The organism is Rhodococcus sp. NFXS4, from assembly GCF_058139645.1.
The window spans coordinates 1281538-1302701 of the sequence record NZ_CP192221.1; the positions used below are offsets into that span (position 1 = coordinate 1281538).

21 protein-coding genes are annotated in these 21164 nt (G+C 67.5%); 19 read left to right on the forward strand and 2 right to left on the reverse strand.

The genetic code is table 11. The features are described 5' to 3' along the window. Positions 1 to 24: 24 nt before the first annotated feature. The 17 genes from thrB (at position 25) to J4E04_RS05995 (ending at position 16326) form a co-directional block, all read left to right on the forward strand. Complete coding sequence (gene thrB / locus J4E04_RS05915; RefSeq protein WP_222632725.1) at positions 25 to 957, forward strand: homoserine kinase; 933 nt, start codon at positions 25 to 27, stop codon at positions 955 to 957. 292 nt (positions 958 to 1249) lie between these two features. Further along, positions 1250 to 3409, forward strand: coding sequence for a transcription termination factor Rho (gene rho, locus J4E04_RS05920; RefSeq protein ID WP_490150152.1), 2160 nt, complete (start codon positions 1250 to 1252; stop codon positions 3407 to 3409). A 150-nt stretch (positions 3410 to 3559) separates the two neighbouring features. Beyond that, a complete protein-coding gene (gene rpmE, locus J4E04_RS05925) occupies positions 3560 to 3793 on the forward strand; it encodes a 50S ribosomal protein L31 (protein ID WP_027507227.1) in 234 nt (77 codons plus the stop codon). Positions 3794 to 3894: 101 nt separating this feature from the next. Then, positions 3895 to 4974, forward strand: coding sequence for a peptide chain release factor 1 (gene prfA, locus J4E04_RS05930; RefSeq protein ID WP_056448490.1), 1080 nt, complete (start codon positions 3895 to 3897; stop codon positions 4972 to 4974). A 45-nt stretch (positions 4975 to 5019) separates the two neighbouring features. Then, a complete protein-coding gene (prmC, locus tag J4E04_RS05935) occupies positions 5020 to 5901 on the forward strand; it encodes a peptide chain release factor N(5)-glutamine methyltransferase (protein WP_027507225.1) in 882 nt (293 codons plus the stop codon). Between the two features lie 61 nt (positions 5902 to 5962). Next, positions 5963 to 6625 carry an L-threonylcarbamoyladenylate synthase gene (locus tag J4E04_RS05940; RefSeq protein WP_027507224.1) on the forward strand — a complete coding sequence of 221 codons (663 nt, stop codon included), beginning with the start codon at positions 5963 to 5965 and terminating at the stop codon, positions 6623 to 6625. A 125-nt stretch (positions 6626 to 6750) separates the two neighbouring features. After that, complete coding sequence (locus J4E04_RS05945; protein WP_081821490.1) at positions 6751 to 7839, forward strand: glycosyltransferase family 4 protein; 1089 nt, start codon at positions 6751 to 6753, stop codon at positions 7837 to 7839. Position 7840: 1 nt separating this feature from the next. Further along, positions 7841 to 8302: a Cg1360 family ATP-synthase-associated protein gene (locus J4E04_RS05950; RefSeq protein WP_490150507.1), complete on the forward strand. Its 462-nt coding sequence runs from the start codon at positions 7841 to 7843 to the stop codon at positions 8300 to 8302. Positions 8303 to 8677: 375 nt separating this feature from the next. Further along, entirely contained in the window at positions 8678 to 9505 is an 828-nt protein-coding gene (gene atpB, locus J4E04_RS05955) for a F0F1 ATP synthase subunit A (protein ID WP_490150153.1), read from the forward strand. Between the two features lie 82 nt (positions 9506 to 9587). Then, entirely contained in the window at positions 9588 to 9830 is a 243-nt protein-coding gene (locus J4E04_RS05960; protein WP_027507220.1) for an ATP synthase F0 subunit C, read from the forward strand. Positions 9831 to 9835: 5 nt separating this feature from the next. Further along, the gene (locus J4E04_RS05965; RefSeq protein ID WP_027507219.1) at positions 9836 to 10399 is read left to right on the forward strand and encodes a F0F1 ATP synthase subunit B; all 564 of its coding nucleotides are present in this window, start codon (positions 9836 to 9838) and stop codon (positions 10397 to 10399) included. Then, positions 10396 to 11226: a F0F1 ATP synthase subunit delta gene (locus tag J4E04_RS05970; protein WP_200933823.1), complete on the forward strand. Its 831-nt coding sequence runs from the start codon at positions 10396 to 10398 to the stop codon at positions 11224 to 11226. The genes J4E04_RS05965 and J4E04_RS05970 overlap by 4 nt, the downstream gene beginning before the upstream one ends. A gap of 128 nt (positions 11227 to 11354) precedes the next feature. Further along, positions 11355 to 12998 (forward strand): F0F1 ATP synthase subunit alpha, encoded by a 1644-nt coding sequence (gene atpA, locus J4E04_RS05975; RefSeq protein ID WP_027507217.1) that lies wholly within the window; start codon positions 11355 to 11357, stop codon positions 12996 to 12998. Between the two features lie 42 nt (positions 12999 to 13040). Then, a complete protein-coding gene (locus tag J4E04_RS05980; RefSeq protein ID WP_027507216.1) occupies positions 13041 to 14015 on the forward strand; it encodes a F0F1 ATP synthase subunit gamma in 975 nt (324 codons plus the stop codon). Positions 14016 to 14017: 2 nt separating this feature from the next. Next, a complete protein-coding gene (gene atpD, locus J4E04_RS05985) occupies positions 14018 to 15469 on the forward strand; it encodes a F0F1 ATP synthase subunit beta (protein WP_027507215.1) in 1452 nt (483 codons plus the stop codon). 6 nt (positions 15470 to 15475) lie between these two features. Next, positions 15476 to 15844, forward strand: coding sequence for a F0F1 ATP synthase subunit epsilon (locus J4E04_RS05990; protein WP_027507214.1), 369 nt, complete (start codon positions 15476 to 15478; stop codon positions 15842 to 15844). A 47-nt stretch (positions 15845 to 15891) separates the two neighbouring features. Further along, positions 15892 to 16326, forward strand: a complete 435-nt coding sequence (locus J4E04_RS05995; RefSeq protein WP_231476479.1) for a DUF2550 domain-containing protein — start codon at positions 15892 to 15894, stop codon at positions 16324 to 16326. Between the two features lie 24 nt (positions 16327 to 16350). On the opposite strand, the gene J4E04_RS06000 is transcribed toward J4E04_RS05995, so the two are convergent. Further along, positions 16351 to 16932 carry a cob(I)yrinic acid a,c-diamide adenosyltransferase gene (locus J4E04_RS06000; RefSeq protein ID WP_027507212.1) on the reverse strand — a complete coding sequence of 194 codons (582 nt, stop codon included), beginning with the start codon at positions 16930 to 16932 and terminating at the stop codon, positions 16351 to 16353. Positions 16933 to 16997: 65 nt separating this feature from the next. Here J4E04_RS06000 and murA point away from each other — a divergent pair, with 65 nt between their 5' ends. Beyond that, positions 16998 to 18251, forward strand: coding sequence for a UDP-N-acetylglucosamine 1-carboxyvinyltransferase (gene murA / locus J4E04_RS06005; RefSeq protein WP_328811505.1), 1254 nt, complete (start codon positions 16998 to 17000; stop codon positions 18249 to 18251). 18 nt (positions 18252 to 18269) lie between these two features. Here the strand turns inward: murA and pdxR are convergent, their stop codons facing one another. After that, positions 18270 to 19679, reverse strand: a complete 1410-nt coding sequence (gene pdxR / locus J4E04_RS06010) for a MocR-like pyridoxine biosynthesis transcription factor PdxR (RefSeq protein WP_490150154.1) — start codon at positions 19677 to 19679, stop codon at positions 18270 to 18272. A gap of 95 nt (positions 19680 to 19774) precedes the next feature. On the opposite strand from pdxR, the gene J4E04_RS06015 reads away from it, so the two are divergent. Continuing rightward, entirely contained in the window at positions 19775 to 20470 is a 696-nt protein-coding gene (locus J4E04_RS06015) for a pyridoxamine 5'-phosphate oxidase family protein (protein WP_490150155.1), read from the forward strand. The last annotated feature ends 694 nt before the right edge of the window (positions 20471 to 21164 follow it).

Consider the following 21164-nt stretch of genomic DNA (forward strand, 5'->3'; position numbering starts at 1 on the left):
GGCATAGTGGCCGGGCCGGCCGACGTGACGAGGACACTCACCACCGGGACGGTGGCGCACGCCCGCGTGCCTGCCTCCAGTGCCAACCTCGGACCCGGGTTCGACACACTGGGGCTCGCCCTGGGTCTGTTCGACGACGTCGTCGTCACCGTGGCGGAGTCCGGGCTCGACATCGAGGTCGACGGTGAGGGTGCGCGCGAGGTTCCGTGGGGTCCGTCGCATCTCGTCGTGCGAGCGATCGAGCGTGGTCTCGAGTCGGCCGGCGTGTGGGCGGACGGTCTGAAAGTACGGTGCCACAACAGGATTCCTCACTCTCGCGGCCTCGGCTCGTCGGCGTCGGCAGTGGTCGGTGGGCTCGCCGCGGCCAACTGCCTCGCGGCGTCCCTGGATCCGGCTCTCGCGTTGTCGCCCGAGCAGATGGTGCAGCTGGCCGCCGAGTTCGAGGGTCATCCGGACAACGCGTCGGCCAGCGTGCTCGGCGGCGCCGTGGTGTCCTGGAGCCGCGAGTCCGGCCCGCCGGAGGGGCCGCGGGCCTATGCGGCCGCCCGTCTCGACGTGCACCCGGACATCGGTGCGACGGTGCTCATCCCGACCGAACGGTCGTCCACGGCGCACACGCGCGGACTGTTGCCCGACCTCGTTCCGCACCGCGACGCCGCGTTCAACGCGAGCCGATCCGCGCTCGCGGTCGTGGCCCTGACGACGCGACCCGATCTGTTGATGGTGTCCACCGAGGATCGCCTGCACCAGCCCTACCGGGCCTCCGCCCTGCCGGTGACGTCGCGATGGGTCGAGACCCTGCGCGCACACGGGCACGCCGCGACGGTCTCGGGCGCCGGACCCACCGTGCTCGTGCTCGGAACGGCGAGCATCGCGCGCGAGTTGGCCGACCGCGCCGGGGACGACGGGATGACGGTGCTGGAGCTGGACATCGCGGACGGCGTCACGACGCGCTGACGCGGACATTCTTGCCCGTACCTCGCATCACGGCTATTGTGGTACGCGTCCGTACATCGTGCGCAGTCAGCGCGCCGATTTCTCCAGGGCATTACTTCCCGGCCTTGAGCTCCAGCGGTGCCGCCGTCGTCGATCGGCGCGCCACGGCCGCCAGGGAAGTCGCATCCTGGAACAGCCTTCGCCCTTCTGCACGACGCGAACGTACGCGGCATCCGAGTTCGACACGAGAGTCGAACGGCGGAACGAACCCTCGATCTGCGCACCAGGCGCGCGAGGGAAGGAAAGGACCTCCGTGACCGATACGGAATCTATCGCTGCTCCGGCGACCCAGTCCGACACGCGCCCGCGCACGTCGCGCCGCGGTGCCGGACTCTCCGGGATGGTGCTCACCGAGCTGCGCGGACTCGCGTCCGAACTCGGCATCAAGGGTGTCTCCGGGATGCGTAAGGGCGACCTCGTGTCCGCGATCGAGGCCAAGCAGGTGCCCGCGTCCGCGGCTGCCACCGAGGCACCGTCGCGCGCACCCCGCGTGAGCCGGTCCGCGCCCGCCGCCACGTCGGACGCACCGTCCGCCGGTGTGTCCGACGCCGTGGCCCCCCGGGAATCCGGAGCCGACGGTGCGAGCGCCGGCGCCTCCAGCTCCGACGCCGGTACACCCAGCGCCGACACCTCGGGTTCCGACGGTGCAGCGTCCGACGGCGCGAACCCCGACGGCCCGCGTCGCACGCGGAACCGTCGCGGAGCGACCCGCCGTGCCGGCGCCGCGGAGTCGACCGACACCGCCGCCGAGTCGCAGAACGACGCTGCGCCTGCGCAGGACGGCCGCGCGCACCAGTCGACCGACGCGGCAGCGTCCACCACGACGGCTCCGGCCGAGACCACCCGCACCGACGGTGGCGACGACCGCGACCAGGGCGAGGGTGATCGTCAGAACGGGGACCGGCCGCGCCGCGAGCGCCAGGGCCGCAACCAGGGCGACCGCAACCAGGGCGACCGCAACGATCGCAACCAGGGCGACCGCAACCAGGGCGACCGCAACGATCGCAATCAGGGCGACCGCAACGATCGCAACCAGGGCGACCGCAACCAGGGCGACCGGAACGATCGCAACCAGGGCGACCGCAACCAGGGCGACCGCAACAACGGGCCTCGTGACAACGGTCCCCGCGACGACGAGGACGGCGAGGGCCGCGGCAGGCGGGGACGTCGTTTCCGCGAGCGTCGCCGTGGGCGCGATCGTGACGGTGCTCCCGAGGGCGGCGGCAACCAGCGTGATCGTGAGCGCGAGCCCGAACTGCGCGACGACGACGTCGTGCAGCCCGTCGCCGGCATTCTCGACGTGCTCGACAACTACGCGTTCGTCCGGACCTCGGGATACCTCGCGGGACCGAACGACGTGTACGTCTCCATGAACATGGTGCGCCGCAACGGCCTCCGACGCGGTGACGCACTGACCGGTGCCGTGCGAGTGGCCCGCGAGGGGGAGCAGAACAACTCCCGGCAGAAGTTCAACCCGCTGGTCCGTCTCGACACGGTCAACGGTGCGCCGCCGGACGGCAACCGCAAGCGGCCGGAGTTCAACAAGCTGACGCCGCTGTACCCGAATCAGCGGCTGCGCCTCGAGACCACGCAGAACATCCTGACGACGCGCGTGATCGATCTGGTCATGCCGATCGGCAAGGGGCAGCGTGCGCTCATCGTGAGCCCGCCCAAGGCGGGTAAGACCAGCGTGTTGCAGGCGATCGCGAACGCCATCGCGACGAACAACCCCGAGTGCTACCTGATGGTCGTGCTCGTGGACGAGCGTCCCGAAGAAGTGACCGACATGCAGCGCAGCGTGAAGGGTGAGGTCATCGCCTCCACCTTCGATCGCCCGCCGGGCGACCACACCTCGGTCGCCGAGCTGGCGATCGAGCGCGCCAAGCGGCTGGTCGAGGACGGCCGCGACGTGGTGGTGCTGCTCGACTCGATCACGCGTCTGGGCCGTGCGTACAACAACAGCTCGCCGGCCTCGGGTCGCATCCTGTCCGGTGGTGTCGACTCCACGGCGCTCTACCCGCCCAAGCGCTTCCTCGGTGCCGCGCGCAACATCGAGAACGGTGGATCGCTCACCATCATCGCCACGGCGATGGTGGAGACCGGCTCGACAGGTGACACGGTGATCTTCGAGGAGTTCAAGGGCACGGGCAACGCCGAGCTCAAGCTCGATCGCAAGATCGCCGAGCGGCGCGTGTTCCCGGCGGTGGACGTCAATCCGTCGGGCACCCGCAAGGACGAGCTCCTGCTCAGTCCCGACGAGGCGGCCGTGCTGCACAAGCTGCGTCGGGTGCTCTCCGGGCTCGACTCGCACCAGGCGATCGATCTGCTGATCGACCGACTGAAGAAGAGCAAGAACAACATCGAGTTCCTCATGTCGGTCTCCAAGACGGCGCCCGGTTCGCCGGAGGACTGACCCCCGAGGATCGACGGAACAAACGTCTCGGCACCGATGTTGAGACGATTACCAGCGCGGACAGCTGCTCTGGCATACTGATCGGCCGAGTCCGGTTCCGGTTCACGCTCTCGACAGTCGAGGCGACCCGGCGACCATGAAAGGGACACCATGAAGGCAGGAATCCACCCCGATTACACAGCGACGACAGTCGTGTGTGGTTGCGGACATACTTTCGAGACCCGCAGCACCAACTCGGCGGAGCGCATCAACGTCGAGGTCTGCTCGCAGTGCCACCCGTTCTACACTGGCAAGCAGAAGATCCTCGACACCGGCGGCCGCGTGGCTCGCTTCGAGGCTCGCTACGGCAAGCGCGCAGGCAAGAAGGCCGACGCCGACAGCTAGCTCTTCCGCCGACGCCCGTTCCGAGATTCGTCTCGGGGCGGGCGTCGGTCGTTTCTGCACCATTGTTCGTTGACATTCTTCGGTTCGACAGGGAGAACACCGTGGCCGCCTCCGCGACACCGTCCGCGATCGACGACATCCTCGCCGAGCACGCCGGACTCGAGCGCGACCTGTCCGATCCCTCGCTGCACGACGATCCGGCGGCGGCTCGCCGCGCCGGGAAGCGGTTCGCGCAGCTGGCCCCGATCATGAGTGTGTACTCCAAGCTCAGTGCCGCCCGCGACGATCTCGAGGCGGCCCGCGAGCTCGCTGCCGACGACGCCGGCTTCGCCGCGGAGATCCCGGCGCTCGAGGCGACCGTGGCCGAGCTCGACACCACCCTCACCGACCTGCTCGCGCCCCGTGATCCTCACGACGCCGACGACGTCGTGCTGGAGGTCAAGTCGGGTGAGGGCGGCGAGGAGTCCGCCCTGTTCGCGTCCGATCTCGCTCGGATGTACGTCCGGTACGCCGAGCGCCACGGCTGGCGGGTCGAGATCCTCGACGCGAACGTCTCCGATCTGGGTGGGTACAAGGACGCGACGCTGTCCATCAAGGCGCGCACCGACACCGCCGACGGTGTGTGGTCGCGGTTCAAGTTCGAGGGCGGCGTGCATCGGGTGCAGCGTGTTCCCGTCACCGAATCGCAGGGACGAGTGCACACGTCGGCGGCCGGCGTCCTGATCTACCCGGAGCAGGACGAGGTCGAAGCCGTCCAGATCGACGAGACCGATCTGCGCATCGACGTCTACCGCTCGTCCGGCAAAGGTGGCCAGGGCGTCAACACCACGGACTCCGCGGTGCGCATCACGCATCTGCCCACGGGCATCGTCGTCACCTGTCAGAACGAACGCTCCCAGCTGCAGAACAAGGCGAGGGCGATGCAGGTGCTCGCCTCGCGGCTGCAGGCGGCGGCCGAGGAAGCGGCCGACAAGGAGGCGGCGGCCGGGCGTGCGAGCCAGGTGCGCACCGTCGATCGGTCCGAGCGCATCCGCACGTACAACTTCCCTGAGAACCGCATCACCGACCACCGCATCGGCTTCAAGTCGCACAACCTGGACGCCGTTCTCGACGGTGACATGGACGCGCTCCTCGACGCGCTCGCCGCGGCCGACCGACAGGCGCGGCTCCAGGCGGAATGACCTCCGCGTGATCGCCGGGCCGACCGGCAGTGCGAAGCTGTGTCGGTGAGTCGCGTCCCGCTACGTCTGGCCATCGTCGAGGCAACCCGCGTCCTGACCGAGGCCGGCGTCCCCAGCCCGCGGGTCGACGCCGAGTTGCTCGCCGCGCATCTGCTGTCGGTTCCCCGCGGGCGGCTCGGCCTGACCCCGTTGGTGGAGCCCGAGGTCGCCGAGGCCTACCGTGCGACCGTCACGCAGCGTGCGAAGCGAATTCCGTTGCAGCACATCATCGGAACGTCGTCACTGGGGGAGATCGACGTCGAGGTGGGCCCCGGGGTGTTCGTCCCCCGCCCGGAGACGGAACTGTTGCTCGCCTGGGCACTCGCGTTCCTCGAGTCCGCCGGGCGGCATCCGCCCGTCGTCCTCGACCTGTGCACCGGAAGCGGCGCACTCGCCCTCGCGATCGGCCACGCTCGCCCGGACGCCGTGGTGCACGCGGTGGAGAAGGATCCGCACGCGTTGGCGTGGGCGCGGCGCAACGCCGACCTGCGGGCGTCGGACGGCGACACTCCCGTGCATCTGCATCACGGTGACGTGACCGAGAGGACGGTGCTCACGGAGCTCGACGGCACCGTCGACCTGGTCGTGGCGAACCCGCCCTACGTGCCGACGAGTGCGCGGCTCGATCCCGAGGTGATCGACCACGATCCGCACGTCGCGCTGTTCGGTGGCCCGGACGGGCTGTCCGTCATCGAGCCGATGATCGCGAACATCGCGCGGTGGTTGCGGATCGACGGGGGAGTGGGCATCGAGCACGACGACTCCCACGGAGACCGGGTGGTCGCCCTCCTGGAGGGGCGAGCGGTGTTCGGAGACGTGTCCCAGCATCGGGATCTCGCGGACCGCCCACGCTTCGTCGTCGCTCGTCGGCAGCGCCGGATCACCTAGGACGCGAGATCGCGCCACCGCTGCGCAGGCGTGCCGTGCACGCAGTGGCAAGATGGGCCGGGTGTCCACCGTCTACGACTGCTCCGATTCCGCCTCTCGCGCGGCAGGTCTCGATGCCGCCAAGCGTGCGCTGTCGTCCGGCCGACTGGTCGTGATGCCCACCGACACCGTGTACGGGCTGGCCGCGGACGCCTTCGACAGCAGCGCCGTCACGGATCTGCTCCGCGCGAAGGGGCGCGGCCGCGACATGCCGGTGCCGGTGCTCGTCGGGTCCTGGCACACGATCGACGGCCTCGTGCTGGGAGTGCGGCAGGCGGCGCGCGATCTCATCCGCGCGTTCTGGCCCGGAGCCCTGAGTCTCGTCGTGCACCAGGCGCCGTCGCTCGCGTGGGACCTCGGCGACGCCCGCGGCACCGTCATGCTCCGCATGCCGCTGCATCCGGTGGCTCTCGAACTGCTGCGCGAGGTGGGCCCCCTGGCCGTCTCGAGTGCGAACATCTCCGGCCGCCCGCCCGCCGTCACGGCGGAGGACGCCCGCGTACAGCTCGGCGGGTCCGCGGCCGTGTATCTCGACGGCGGTCCGGCCGAGCACGCGCTCGCGTCGACGATCGTCGACCTGACGGGGGACACCCCGCGCATTCTCCGCGTCGGCGCGGTCTCGACGAGCGAGATCGCCGAGGTCCTCGGCGTGACCGCCGAGTCGCTCGTCGCCGGAAGCGCCTGACGAATGCCGCACTCGGCTCCGCCGCGGGAGTCACCGTGGTGACGGCCGTGCCCGCGCACGCGAGTGCGCTCCTGGCGCAGTCGGACGGAGGCGCCGGTGTCCCCATCCGCGAGCTTCTTCTCGTCATGCTCACGGCAGCGGTGGTGACGTTCCTGGTCACCGGAGCCGTCCGGCTCGGCGCTCTGCGTTTCGGCGCGGTGGCCGTACCGCGTGAGCGCGACGTCCACGTCACCCCGACGCCCCGGCTCGGGGGTATCGGCATCTACCTGGGGCTGCTCGTCGCGCTGCTCTTCGCGCAGAAGTTGCCGGCCCTCACCCGAGGGTTCGAATTCACCACGGACGTCCAGGCGGCCCTGGTCTCCGGGTTCATCATCATGGCCGTGGGTGTGGTCGACGACCGGTGGGGCCTGGACGCGCTGACCAAGTTCGCCGGTCAGGTCACCGCGGCCGGTGTCCTGGTGCTGATGGGCGTCAGCTGGTACCTGCTGTATCTGCCGTGGGGCGAGGGGTCGACGCTGATTCTGGACCAGCTGCAGGCGGGTCTCGTCACCGTGCTCATCGCCGTGGTCATGATCAACGCGATGAACTTCATCGACGGTCTCGACGGCCTCGCCGCGGGCGTCGGCCTTATCGCCGCGGTGGCCATCTGTCTGTTCTCCGTCGGACTGCTGCACGAGCAGGGCGGTGACGTCAGCGCCTACCCGCCCGCGATGATCGCCGCGGCCCTCGCCGGTGCGTGCCTGGGGTTCCTGCCGCACAACTTCCAGCCGGCGCGCATCTTCATGGGCGACTCGGGTTCCATGGTCATCGGCCTCATGCTCGCCACCGTCGCGACCAGTGCGTCCGGACGTATCGGGCTCAGTGCCTACGGCACGCGGGACCTCCTGGGTCTGCTGACCCCGTTGCTGCTGGTGGGCGCGATCATGTTCATCCCGATCCTCGATCTGCTGCTCGCGATCGTGCGTCGCACGCGTGCAGGCCGCAGCCCCTTCAGCCCGGACAAGATGCACCTGCATCACCGTCTGCTCCAGATCGGTCACTCGCATCGCCGCGTGGTGCTGCTCATCTACTTGTGGGTCGGTGTGCTCGCGTTCGGGGCGGTCGGCGCGTCCCTGTTCGATCGCCGCCTCGTGGTGCTGCTGCTCGCCGGCGGACTCGTCTTCGCCCTGGTGGTCACCGCGGTGCCGTCGTTCCGGGATCCGGGCCGCCGGTAACCTGCGTGTCGTGACCTTCTCGCCCGCACCGATCCCGTCCTCCACCGCACCGCTCCGCGCCGCCGTCCGGTACGGCGTCATCGCCCTGCTCGGCCTCGCCGTGGTCGCCGCGATCATCGCGGTGCTCCTCGCCGGCCTCGAGGGTCTGTGGGGCGCGCTGCTCGGGTCCGCGGTCGGTGGTCTGTTCATCCTCGCCACCGCCGCATCCGTCCTGTTCTCGGCCAAGTTGCCGCCGACCGCGGTCGGGGCCGTCCTGCTCGGCGGGTGGATCGTGAAGATGCTGATCGCGGTGATCGTGCTGGGACTGCTGCGGGGGATGGACTTCTACAACCGCCCGACACTGGGCATCGTGGTGCTCGCGTCCCTGGTCATCGTCCTGGGTGCCGAGATGTACGGCATCTTCCGGCAGCGTGTTCCGTACGTCGATTCCCCCGCGGGCGACCCCGACTCGGACGTTCAGTAGTACGACATTTTGTAGTAGTGTCGTCCGCGGAGCGACCCCCGACACAACTCAGCGTGTTGTGTTGATAAAGTTCCTTTCGAGCGAGGGCTTACCGGGCGTAACGGACACATCGCGCCGCCCGGAACCGTCTTTGCAGGTGATCGACGTCACCGAAGCTGTTTCTCGTAGTCCACGCCATGTGAGAGTGTGTACCGCGACGAAGCGTCCGTTTCCAGACGTCGCGTCACCGAGTCGACGAAGTCGCCGACACCCGACAGACGCGGGACCGTGAGCACGGTCCGACGCGGCTGACGACTACTCGAGCCGACCCGAGTCGACTTGTAGATCGTCCTAGCTCGATCGTGCCCGAATGCCATATGTCCGATCGAACCGCGGGTGTCCTTCGCCTGCGGCCGAACACGGGAGAGACCGCTGAGCGTCACCAACTTGGCCGCGGAGTTCCATCCGCCGTCACTGTCCGACTTTTTCCCACCGGCCATCCTGTTCGAGGGCACCCCGTTCGAGCTCGACCGGCTGATGCTGGTCCGCATCATCATGACGGTCGTTCTTCTCGCGTTCTTCAGCCTCGCGATGCGCAGCCCGAAGATCGTGCCCCGCGGTATCCAGAACGTCGGTGAGCTCGCACTGGGCTTCGTCAAGGATCAGATCGCAGACGAAGTTCTCGGCAAGGAGCAGGGCAAGCGCTTCCTGCCCGTCATCGCGACCATCTTCTTCGCGGTGCTGTTCCTCAACTTCTCGGGTGTCATCCCCTTCATCAACATCTCGTCGAATGCCCGAGTGGGCATGCCGATCGTGTTGGCAGCCCTCGCGTACGTCGTCTTCAACTACGTCGGTATCAAGAAGTACGGGTTCTTCAAGTACGTGAAGAGCAGCATCGTCGTTCCGAACGTGCCGATCGCGCTGCACCTGCTGCTGATCCCCATCGAGTTCATCTCGACGTTCATCCTGCGGCCCTTCACGCTGACCGTGCGACTCATGGCCAATATGCTCGCCGGCCACATCATGCTGGTGCTGTTCTTCAGCGCGACGCAGTTCTTCTTCTTCGAGGCGGCGACCGGCATGAAGGTGTTCGGTCTGTTCTCGCTCGTCGCGGGATTCGGCTTCACGCTGTTCGAGCTGCTGGTCATCTTCCTGCAGGCCTACGTGTTCGCGCTGCTGACGGCGGTCTACATCGACCTCGCCCTGCACGCCGACTCGCACTGACCCACCCACCGACTCTCCAGCCACCAGACAGACCTGACCCGCTGCCGACCGGTCGTGGGCAACAGAAAGGGAACACATCACAATGAGCCTCACCTACCTCGCGCAGGAAGCACAGGAAGTCACCGGCGCAGGCTACGGAGCCATCGGCTACGGCCTCGCGGCCATCGGCCCCGGCATCGGCGTGGGCATCGTGGTCGGTAAGGCCATCGAGGGCATCGCGCGTCAGCCCGAGCTCGCCGGCCAGATCCGCACCAACATGTTCCTCGGTATCGCATTCACCGAGGCCCTCGCGCTGATCGGCCTCGTCGCCGGCTTCATTTTCTGATCGCCATGTCGACATTCGCAGTCCTCGCAGCAGCGGAGGGGGAAGAGGACATCAATCCTCTCCTCCCCGCGACCTACGACATCGTCTGGTCTGCGGTCTGCATCGCCGTCATCGGGTTCTTCTTCTGGAAGTTCGTGCTCCCGCGATTCCAGACGGTGCTCTCCGAGCGGTCCGAGAAGATCGAAGGCGGGATCAAGCGCGCCGAAGAGGCACAGGCCGAAGCCAAGGAGGCGCTCGAGCAGTACCGCGCCCAGTTGGCCGACGCACGCCAGGAAGCCGCCAAGATCCGTGAAGACGCACGCACCCAGGGTCAGCAGATCCTCGCGGAGATGAAGACCAGTGCACAGGCGGAGAGCGACCGCATCGTGGCCTCCGGTCACCAGCAGCTCGCGGCTCAGCGTCAGCAGATCGTCACCGAACTGCGTGCCGATCTGGGCCGTACGGCTGTCGAGCTGGCCGAGAAGGTCATCGGCGAGCAGCTGTCCGACGACGTCAAGCGTGCCGGCACGATCGATCGTTTCCTCGACGAACTCGATTCTGTCGGCGCAGATTCCGCTAGCGGGAAGTGAGCACCATGTACGCAGCGAGTCGTGAAGCCCTCGCCGAGGCCCGCACCGTCCTGACGGCCGAGCTCGATGCGGCGTCGGATGCGACGTCGGCTGCCGCCGGCGCCGGATCCGACCTCTTCGGGGTCGTGTCGGTGCTCGACGGACAGCGTCCACTGCGCGCCGCACTCGCGGACGCGTCGGCTGCTCCGGACGCGCGACGCGCGCTCGCGGGCCGCCTGTTCGACGGCAAGATCGGTGCAGCGGCCACCGCCGCACTGCAGGCCGCCGTCGCACAGAACTGGTCGTCGGCCCGTGACCTCACCGACTCGCTCGTACTCCTGGGCCGTGAGGCACTTCTGCGCGCGGCGCAGGACCAGGATCAGTTGGGCACCGTGGAGGACGAGCTGTTCCGTCTCGGCCGCATCATCGCCGGCGATCCTGCCCTCGAGCAGGCGCTGTCCGATCGAAGCAAGCCCGCCGAGGCGTCGGGATCGCTCCTGTCGACGTTGCTCTACGGCAAGGTCACCGCGATCACCGAGGCCCTGGCGATCCAGGCCGTCGGTCGACTGAAGGGTGCTGCACCGGCATCCGTGTTCGGCGAACTGTCCGCACTCGCGGCCACTCGTCGTGACAAGGAGGTCGCTCACGTCCGCAGCAGCACCGAGCTGAGCGACGATCAGATCTCTCGGCTCACGTCCAGGCTGGAAGGTATCTACGGCAAGTCCGTGACCGTCCACGTGGAGGTGGACCGGGAACTGCTGAGCGGACTGGTCGTCCGTGTCGGCGACGAGGTCATCGACGGCAGTGGTGCGGGTCGTCTCGCCTCCCTGAGGAAGTCGCTCCGGTGAGCGGTACGCATCGCAGCACCCGAGTTCTGTAGCAAGCCCAGTTCGGTAACAAGCCCCACCCCGCGTTTCGGACGTCGACCGCACAGCCGGTCCGGCCACGAAACACCAGACAGTGAGAGCAGGAAAACATGGCGGAGTTGACGATCTCCTCCGACGAGATCCGTAGCGCGATCGAGAGCTACACAGCGAACTACGCACCGGAGTCCTCTCGTGAAGAGGTCGGTCTGGTGTCCGACACGAGCGATGGAATCGCTCACGTGACGGGCCTCCCGTCCGCGATGTCGAACGAGCTGCTGGAGTTCCCCGGCGGCATCCTCGGCGTGGCACTGAACCTCGACGACCGTGAGATCGGTGCCGTCATCCTCGGTGACTACGAGCACATCGAGGAAGGCCAGGAAGTCAAGCGCACCGGCGAGGTCCTCTCGGTCCCCGTCGGCGACAACTTCCTCGGACGCGTCATCGACCCGCTGGGCAAGCCCATCGACGGTCTCGGTGACATCGAGTCGAACGAACAGCGTGTCCTGGAGCTCCAGGCGGCATCGGTGCTCGAGCGCCAGCCCGTCGAGGAGCCCCTCGCGACCGGCATCACCGCCATCGACGCCCTGACGGCCATCGGCCGCGGCCAGCGTCAGCTGATCATCGGCGACCGCAAGACGGGCAAGACCGCCGTCTGCGTCGACGCCATCATCAACCAGAAGGCCAACTGGGAGACCGGCGACGCCGACAAGCAGGTGCGCTGCATCTACGTCGCCATCGGCCAGAAGGGTTCGACCATCGCGGGCGTCAAGTCCGCTCTGGACGAGCACGGCGCCATGGAGTACACGACCATCGTCGCCGCTCCCGCGTCCGACTCGGCCGGCTTCAAGTGGCTCGCCCCGTACACCGGTTCGGCCCTCGGCCAGCACTGGATGTACCAGGGCAAGCACGTCCTCATCGTGTTCGACGACCTGACCAAGCAGGCCGAGGCGTACCGCACCATCTCGCTGCTGCTGCGTCGCCCGCCGGGCCGCGAGGCGTACCCCGGTGACGTCTTCTACCTGCACTCCCGTCTGCTCGAGCGGTGCGCGAAGCTGTCCGACGAGCTCGGTGGCGGTTCGATGACGGGTCTGCCGCTGATCGAGACCAAGGCCAACGACATCTCGGCCTTCATCCCGACCAACGTCATCTCCATCACCGACGGCCAGGTCTTCCTCGAGTCGGACCTCTTCAACAAGGGTGTCCGTCCCGCCATCAACGTCGGTACCTCGGTGTCCCGAGTCGGTGGCGCGGCGCAGACCAAGGGTCTGAAGAAGGTTGCCGGTTCGCTCCGTCTGGAGATGGCTCAGTTCCGCGAGCTGGAGGCGTTCTCCGCCTTCGCGTCCGACCTCGACGCCGCGTCCAAGGCGCAGCTCGAGCGCGGTGCCCGCTGGGTCGAGCTGCTCAAGCAGGACCAGTACACCCCGGTGTCCGTCGAGGACCAGATCGTCTCGATCTACCTCGTCGACGCCGGCTACTACGACACGGTCCCGGTCGAGGACGTTCGTCGCTTCAACCGCGAGCTCCTCGAGGATCTGCACCGCAACGCGTCGAGCGCCTACGAGGCGATCGCCGGCGGCAAGGTTCTCAAGGACGAGGCCGCCGACGCGATCACGAAGGCGACCGACGAGTTCAAGCAGGGCTTCCTGACGTCCTCGGGCGAGCGGATCGTGAACGAGGCAGAGGCCGACGCGCTCGACAAGGGCGACGTCGACCAGGAGAAGGTCACCGTCACTCGCAAGACTGTCAGCAAGTGATGAGCGGACCCGTGGCACGTCGAACAGGGAGTGAGGTGACAGATGCCCAGCATTCGTGAGCTGCGCTCCCGGATCAGGTCGACCAACTCGATCAAGAAGATCACCAAGGCGCAGGAACTGATCGCGACCTCGCGCATCACCAAGGCGCAGGCCCGCGTCGAGGCGTCGAAGCCGTACGCCACCGAGATCACCAAGGTGCTCTCGGCGTTGGCCAGTGCCTCGGGTTCGCTGGACCATCCGCTGCTCACCGAGCGTGCGGAGCCCAAGCGGGCCGCCGTGCTCGTCGTGACCAGCGACTCGGGTCAGTGTGGTGGCTACAACTCCAACATCCTTCGTGAGGCCGAGGAGCTCCAGCAGCTCCTCAAGTCCGAGGGCAAGGAGCCGGTCATCTACGTTCTGGGCCGAAAGGGCCTGACGTACTACACGTTCCGTGATCGCGACGTCAAGGGCGCGTGGACGGGCTTCTCGCAGCAGCCGGCGTACACCGATGCCGCGAAGGCCGCCAAGCACCTCGTCCAGCTGTTCATGGCGGGGTCCGGCGAGGAGATCGAGGCACCGAACGGCGAGGGCACGGTCGAGGGTGTGGACGAACTCCACATCGTCTACACCACCTTCGTGTCGATGCTGTCGCTCAAGCCGACGGTGCGCCGCATGGCTCCTCTGGAGATCGACTACGACGACGAGGAGATCGAGCTGGGTGCAGACATGCTCAGCGACTCGCCGTCGTCGAAGGAGGTCACCGCGCAGTACGACTTCGAGCCGGAGGCGGACACGCTGTTGTCCGCGCTGCTCCCGAAGTACGTGAGCACCCGCATCTACGCCGCACTGCTCGACGCGGCGGCATCCGAGTCGGCCGCTCGGCGCACCGCGATGAAGGCCGCCACGGACAATGCCAACGATCTGGTCAATGCCCTGTCACGCCAGGCCAACCAGGCACGCCAGGCTCAGATCACCCAGGAAATCAGCGAGATCGTCGGCGGCGTCGACGCGCTTGCCGCGAGCTCAGGAAGAGACTGAACATGACCGCAGCAGTAACCGATAGCACGGGTTCCGGCGCCAAGTCGTCCGAGAACGGGCGCGTCGTGCGCGTCATCGGTCCCGTCGTCGACATCGAGTTCCCCCGTGGATCCATCCCCGCGCTGTTCAACGCGCTGAACGCAGAGATCGAGCTGAAGGCCGTCGCCAAGACGCTGACGCTCGAGGTCGCACAGCACCTCGGCGACAACCTCGTGCGCACCGTGTCGATGCAGCCCACCGACGGCCTCGTCCGCGGCACCCCCGTCGTCGACTCCGGCAAGCCGATCTCGGTTCCCGTCGGTGACGTCGTCAAGGGCCACGTGTTCAACGCCCTCGGCGACTGCCTGGACAGCCCCGGACTCGGCCGTGACGGCGAGCAGTGGGGCATCCACCGCAAGCCCCCGGCCTTCGATCAGCTCGAGGGCAAGACCGAGATCCTCGAGACCGGCATCAAGGTCATCGACCTCCTGACCCCGTACGTCAAGGGCGGAAAGATCGGTCTGTTCGGCGGCGCAGGCGTCGGCAAGACCGTGCTCATCCAGGAGATGATCACCCGTATCGCACGTGAGTTCTCCGGCACGTCGGTGTTCGCCGGCGTCGGTGAGCGCACGCGTGAGGGCACCGACCTCCACCTCGAGATGGAGGAGATGGGCGTTCTGCAGGACACCGCCCTGGTGTTCGGTCAGATGGACGAGCCGCCGGGCACGCGTATGCGCGTCGCCCTCTCGGCTCTCACCATGGCCGAGTACTTCCGCGACGTGCAGAACCAGGACGTGTTGCTCTTCATCGACAACATCTTCCGGTTCACGCAGGCAGGCTCCGAGGTATCCACTCTCCTCGGCCGCATGCCGTCCGCCGTGGGCTACCAGCCCACCCTCGCCGACGAGATGGGTGAGCTCCAGGAGCGCATCACCTCGACGCGTGGTCGTTCCATCACGTCTCTGCAGGCCATCTACGTGCCCGCCGACGACTACACCGACCCCGCACCGGCGACGACCTTCGCCCACCTCGATGCCACCACCGAGCTGTCGCGTCCGATTTCGCAGAAGGGCATCTACCCCGCTGTCGATCCGCTGACGTCCACCTCGCGCATCCTGGAGGCGTCGATCGTCGGAGACGAGCACTTCCGCGTCGCCAACGAGGTCAAGCGCATCCTGCAGAAGTACAAGGAGCTGCAGGACATCATCGCCATCCTCGGTATGGATGAGCTGTCCGAGGAGGACAAGGTCACGGTCTCCCGTGCCCGTCGTCTGGAGAAGTTCCTCGGCCAGAACTTCATCGTCGCCGAGAAGTTCACCGGTGAAGAGGGTTCGGTCGTGTCGCTGGCCGACACCATCGAGGCGTTCGACAAGGTCACCAAGGGCGAGTACGACCACCTTCCCGAGCAGGCCTTCAACAGCTGCGGTGGACTCGACGACGTCGAGGCCGCAGCCAAGAAGATCTCCGGAAAGTAGTCCGAGATGGCTGAGATGGACGTCGAACTGGTCGCAGTCGAGGAACGCCTGTGGTCGGGAACGGCCACGCTGGTCAGCGCTCAGACCACCGAGGGCGAGATCGGCATCATGGCCGGACACGAGCCGGTTCTCGGTCAGTTGATCGAGGGCGGCACCGTGGCCATCACGACGGGCGACGGTGAACGGCGCGTCGCCGCCGTGCACGGTGGTTTCCTGTCGGTCACCGGCCGGACCGTCACCATCCTCGCCGAGTCCGCCGAGTTCGCGGAGGACATCGACGTCGAGGCTGCGCGGTCCGTGCTGTCCGAGGGCTCCGACGACGAGGAGGCGCTCGCGATCGCACGCGGGCGTGTCCGCGCGGTCGAGCGGGCCTAGGTACACGAGAAGAAGCCGCGGCGGGTTCCGAAGAGATGACGTCCTGGATGACAGTGCTTGTCGTTCTGGTCGTGCTGCTCGGAGGGCTCGCCGCGGCTTTTCTGTATCGGTTGGTGCTTCTCCGCCGCGGGGGCACTGCCGTGATCCTGCGCAGTCTTCCCGCCGCGGCGGGAAGTGGGTGGCGTCACGGCATCGTCCGCTACGGCGAGAACGTGCTCGTGTTCTACAAGCTCTCGAGTTTGCGTCCGGGTCCGGACCGCCGCATGATCCGCCAGACTCTGATCCAGGGCGAGCGGCGCAGTCCGCAGAGCTCCGAGTTCGACATCATGAGTGACGAGACCGCGATCGTCGAACTCGACGCGGGGGACCGCCGCTACGAGATCGCCATGGAGCGTGGCCCGTTCACTGCATTCACGTCGTGGCTCGAGTCGAGGCCGTCCGACCGGTCGCAGCGCAACATGCCGGGCAGCGGCCCGGCCTGACACCTCGCTCGCTCGGGCCCGTGGTCAGTCGCGCGAACGCTCGCCGCCCGGCTTCCACAGGACGTCGCCGTCCGGGTTGGTGACCCGCCCGAGAATGAACAGCAGATCCGACAGTCGGTTGAGATAGGTCGCCGGCAGCGGCCCCGTCGTCTCGGGATGTGCCTCGACAGCGGCCCACGCTGCCCGCTCCGCCCGTCGCGCGACGGTGCGCGCCTGGTGTAGAAACGCGGAAGCAGCCGTCCCGCCCGGAAGGACGAAGGAGGTCAGCGGCGCGAGAGTGTCGTTGAACTCGTCGCACCACGTCTCGAGCCGCGTGACGTACTCCGGCGTGACGCGCAGCGGTGGGTACTTCGGGTTCTCCTGGATGGGAGTCGACAGGTCGGCTCCGGCATCGAACAGATCGTTCTGGATCCGGCGCAACACCGTCGCCACGCCCTCGGGCGGTGATCCGACCGCCAACACCAGTCCCAGAGCAGCGTTCAGTTCGTCGCACTCCGCGTAGGCCACGACCCTCGGGTCGTTCTTCGAGACGCGGGAGAAGTCGCTGAGACCCGTCGTCCCGTCGTCGCCGGTACGGGTGTAGATCGAGGTCAGGTGAACCGCCATGGATCAACCCTACTGGCAGTCGGCCGATGCTCTGATCGACGACCGATGCCTCTACTGTTGACGTCGTGAGTGAACGTTTCCTGGTCACCGGCGGTAGTCGTCTCTCCGGCGACGTGTCGGTCGGTGGGGCGAAGAACAGCGTGCTGAAGTTGATGGCCGCGGCGCTGCTCGCCGAGGGCACGACCACCCTCACCAACTGCCCCGACATTCTCGATGTCCCCCTCATGGCCGACGTTCTCCGTGGGCTGGGGTGCGACGTCGAACTCGAGGGGGATGCCGTGCGCATCACCACCCCCGCAGAGCCGAAGTATCACGCCGACTTCGCGGCGGTACGCCAGTTCCGTGCGTCGGTGTGCGTCCTGGGACCGCTGGTCGCGCGGTGTCGCAAGGCCGTGGTGGCACTGCCCGGCGGCGACGCCATCGGCTCGCGTCCGCTCGACATGCACCAGTCGGGTCTCCGCCTGCTCGGCGCGCACAGCGAGATCGAGCACGGGTGTGTGGTCGCGACAGCGGAGAAGCTGCACGGCGCGACGATCCGGCTGGCCTTCCCGTCCGTGGGCGCGACCGAGAACATCCTGATGGCGGCGGTGCTGGCCGACGGCGAGACCGTGATCGACAACGCTGCCCGCGAGCCGGACATCGCCGATCTGTGCGCGATGCTGAACAAGATGGGTGCTCGCGTCGAGGGTGCCGGAACTCCGACGCTGACCATCATCGGTGTCCCCAGCCTGAAGCCCACCGAACACCGCGTCATCGGTGATCGCATCGTGGCCGCGACGTGGGGCATCGCCGCGGCGATGACCTGTGGAGATGTCACGGTGTCGGGGGTCAATCCCAAGCACCTCACCCTTGTGCTCAACAAGCTGAAGGCGGCGGGCAGCACCGTCACCCTGCGCCCGGACGGATTCCGCGTCGTGCAGGAGGAACGACCGGTGGCCGTCAACTTCGCCACGCTCCCGTTCCCCGGGTTCCCGACAGACCTGCAGCCCATGGCGATCGGCCTCGCCTCGGTGGCCAACGGCACGTCGATGATCACCGAGAACGTCTTCGAGGCCCGGTTCCGCTTCGTCGAGGAGATGATCCGGCTCGGTGCCGACGCGCGAACGGACGGCCACCACGCGGTGGTCCGCGGAGTGTCGCGGCTGTCGAGTGCACCGGTCTGGTCCTCGGACATCCGCGCGGGCGCCGGTCTCGTGCTCGCCGGCCTCGTGGCCGACGGCACCACCGAGGTGCACGACGTTTATCACATCGACCGCGGTTACCCGCGGTTCGTCGAGCAGTTGCAGGACCTCGGCGGCGACATCGACCGCGTGCAGTGACGCTCGCGCCGCTGCACGTCAGTCGCGGTGGCGTCGGAGTTCGTCGACCAGAACGGTGAGTGCCGTTCGGAGCTCCGTGTCGGTCAGTCGGCCGTAGCCGATCACCAACCCGCCCACGTCGGTGTGCGATCGAGTGGACAGCGCGACGGTCGGTACTTCGATTCCGCGGTGTGCTGCGCCGCGGGCGACTGCCTCCGCTCGTCCCGGCGACAGGACGAGTGTCGTGTGCATACCCGCGCCCAGGCCACGGAGTTCGCCGAACGGCGACAGCGAATCCCTTACTGCCGCATCGCGATCGCGGTAGCGCCGCCGCGCCGCTCGCACCGTGCGATCCCACTCGCCGTCGTCGAGCAGTGACGTCATCGCCGAGCACAGGGGTGTCGACGGGAAGTCGCCCGTGGCCAGGCGGTGGTCGAGTACCGGCCGGACGAGGTGCGACGGCAGCACCATCCACCCGAGTCGCACGCCTGCGCCCAGGGTCTTGGCGATGGTGCCGAGGTAGACGACGCGATCCGGATCAAGGTGCGCCAAGGCGGGGAGCGGCGCGACGTCGTAGCGGTACTCGGAGTCGTAGTCGTCCTCCACGACGACGGTGTCGGTGCTCTGCGCATGGGCGATGAGAGCGGCACGACGTCCCACGTCGAGGGTTCCGCCGGTGGGGTACTGGTGAGACGGTGTCACGTACACGGCGCGTGTGGTCTCGGGCGTGGACGCGAGCGTGTCGACCCTCATGCCGCCGGCATCCACGGGGACGTCGTACAGGTCCCAGCCCATCGCGATCGCCGCCGACGCCGCAGTCCGATATCCCGGATCCTCCATCGCCAGAACAGGTCTCGGTTCCGGACGGTCCGCGCGCATCGCCGCGAGTGCCAGAGTCAGCCCATGGGTGGCACCCGTCGTCACGACCACGCGATCGGGATCGACGCTCATTCCGCGCGCACGGCCGAGCAGCGAACACACGCTGCGGCGAAGACGGACGGGCCCCGCCGGATCGGGGTAACCGTGGGGAGCGGGCTCCGTGCCGGCGATGCGCCACGCCCGCCGCCATGCCGCGGTCGCCGAGGGCGGTGTCCAGGGGATGCCCGGTCGAAGCGCGAGCGTGGGGGGAGCGCTGTCCGCCTCTGCGCGTGGACGCGCGTCGGACACGGCGGCGGTGGTCGGTGTGACGGACCGCAGGTCGGGGGAGACGAACGTGCCGGATCCGGCGCGGCCCTCGATCCACCCCTCTGCGGCGAGCTGGTCGAAGGCCTGATCGGCGACGCCGCGGGAGACCGACAGCTCTGCGGCCAGCGATCGGGTCGACGGGAGACGATCGCCGGCGACCAGAAGTCCGTCGACGATGGCGGTGCGTAGTGCGTCGGCGATCTGCAACGGGAGTGGACGCGTCGAGGATCGGTCCACGGAGAGTGGTAACGCGTGTGAGGCCATGACGTCGATGCCTTCCCGCTGGTGGAAGTGGTCCAGCCGAACAGTATCGAAGTGGACCGTGACGGCGGACCACTGTGATCCGCACACTGATTCGCATGACGATGCACGATGCGCATGGCCGGCGGCCCGACACCTCGCCGACGGCGACAGCTCTCTCCCCGACACCCCGAACGACGTTGCGACGCAACCGATCTCGAGCCCAGGCGGATCGCGCTGCTCTGACGGACGTGCTCGACGCCGCACAGCTCTGTCACCTCGGAGTGGTGGTGCAAGGAAGTCCCCTCGTCGTCCCGACTTCGTTCGCCTACGACCTGGACGGTCCCGATGCCGAAGGGACGTTGTACCTCCACGGCTCGGTGGCCGCGACGACCCTGGGCGCTCCCGGTGACGTCTGCGTGAGCATCACGGTGCTGGACGGGCTGGTGCTGGCGCGCTCCGCGTTCCATCACTCGATGAACTACCGGAGTGCCGTGGTGCGGGGGACACCCCGTGTCGTGGACGACGAGGGCGAGCGCGCCGTCGCACTCGATCTCATCGTGAACAAGCTGGTCCCCGGCCGGACCGATGTGGTCAGGGCCAACACTCGCAAGGAGCTGGCCGCGACTCGCGTGGTGGCACTGCCGCTGTACGAGGCGTCGGTGAAGGCACGGTCGGGCGGACCGAACGACGACGAGGGGGACATCGCCGCCGGGGGAGTGTGGGCCGGCGTCCTCCCGTTGACGACGCAGGTCGGCGAACCCGTCCCGGCGCCCGATCTGGACGAGATCGGCGCGGCATCCCCACCGATGTGAGCGGCGTCATAGTCGGGCTGTCGCTCCAGGGTGAGCGGGCGTGGGCCCCGACATACGCGTTGACCTGGGCCGACGCCGCGTGGACCGCGGAACACCTGCCGATTTGCATGGAGCGGTCCGCAGGCGTAACTTTCTTCGAGTCAGAGCGACACGGACACCGACCGAAGGCCTTCAGGGGCTGGGCGAACGAGGTGGGACGGAGTCGCATGGCCGATCGGACAGAAAAGGTTCGTCTGCACCTCGTGTAGGCTGAGCGTACAGTCCATCTTCCTGATCCACGTGGTGCCTGGTGTTTGACTCGGGTGTTGCGGTGTGGTTAGGCTGGTACGGTTGCCCCGGATCCTCCCGCCTTCTGGTGGGTGGTGGTGGTGTGTGCGTGTTCTTTGAGAACTCAACAGTGTGTCGATGAATGTCAGTGCCAATATTTTGTTTTGGTTTGCTGGTTCTTCTCCTTCTTCCCGTCGGGGAGGGACCGGTTCTTTTTAGTCAGCAATGGAGTTATTGCTGGCGTGAGTTTTATTGCTGGATTTGGCTCTCTAGTTTTCATTGGCTCTGCCTTTCTAGGGTGGGGTTGATAAGAGTCTTCAACGGAGAGTTTGATCCTGGCTCAGGACGAACGCTGGCGGCGTGCTTAACACATGCAAGTCGAACGGTAAGGCCCTTCGGGGTACACGAGTGGCGAACGGGTGAGTAA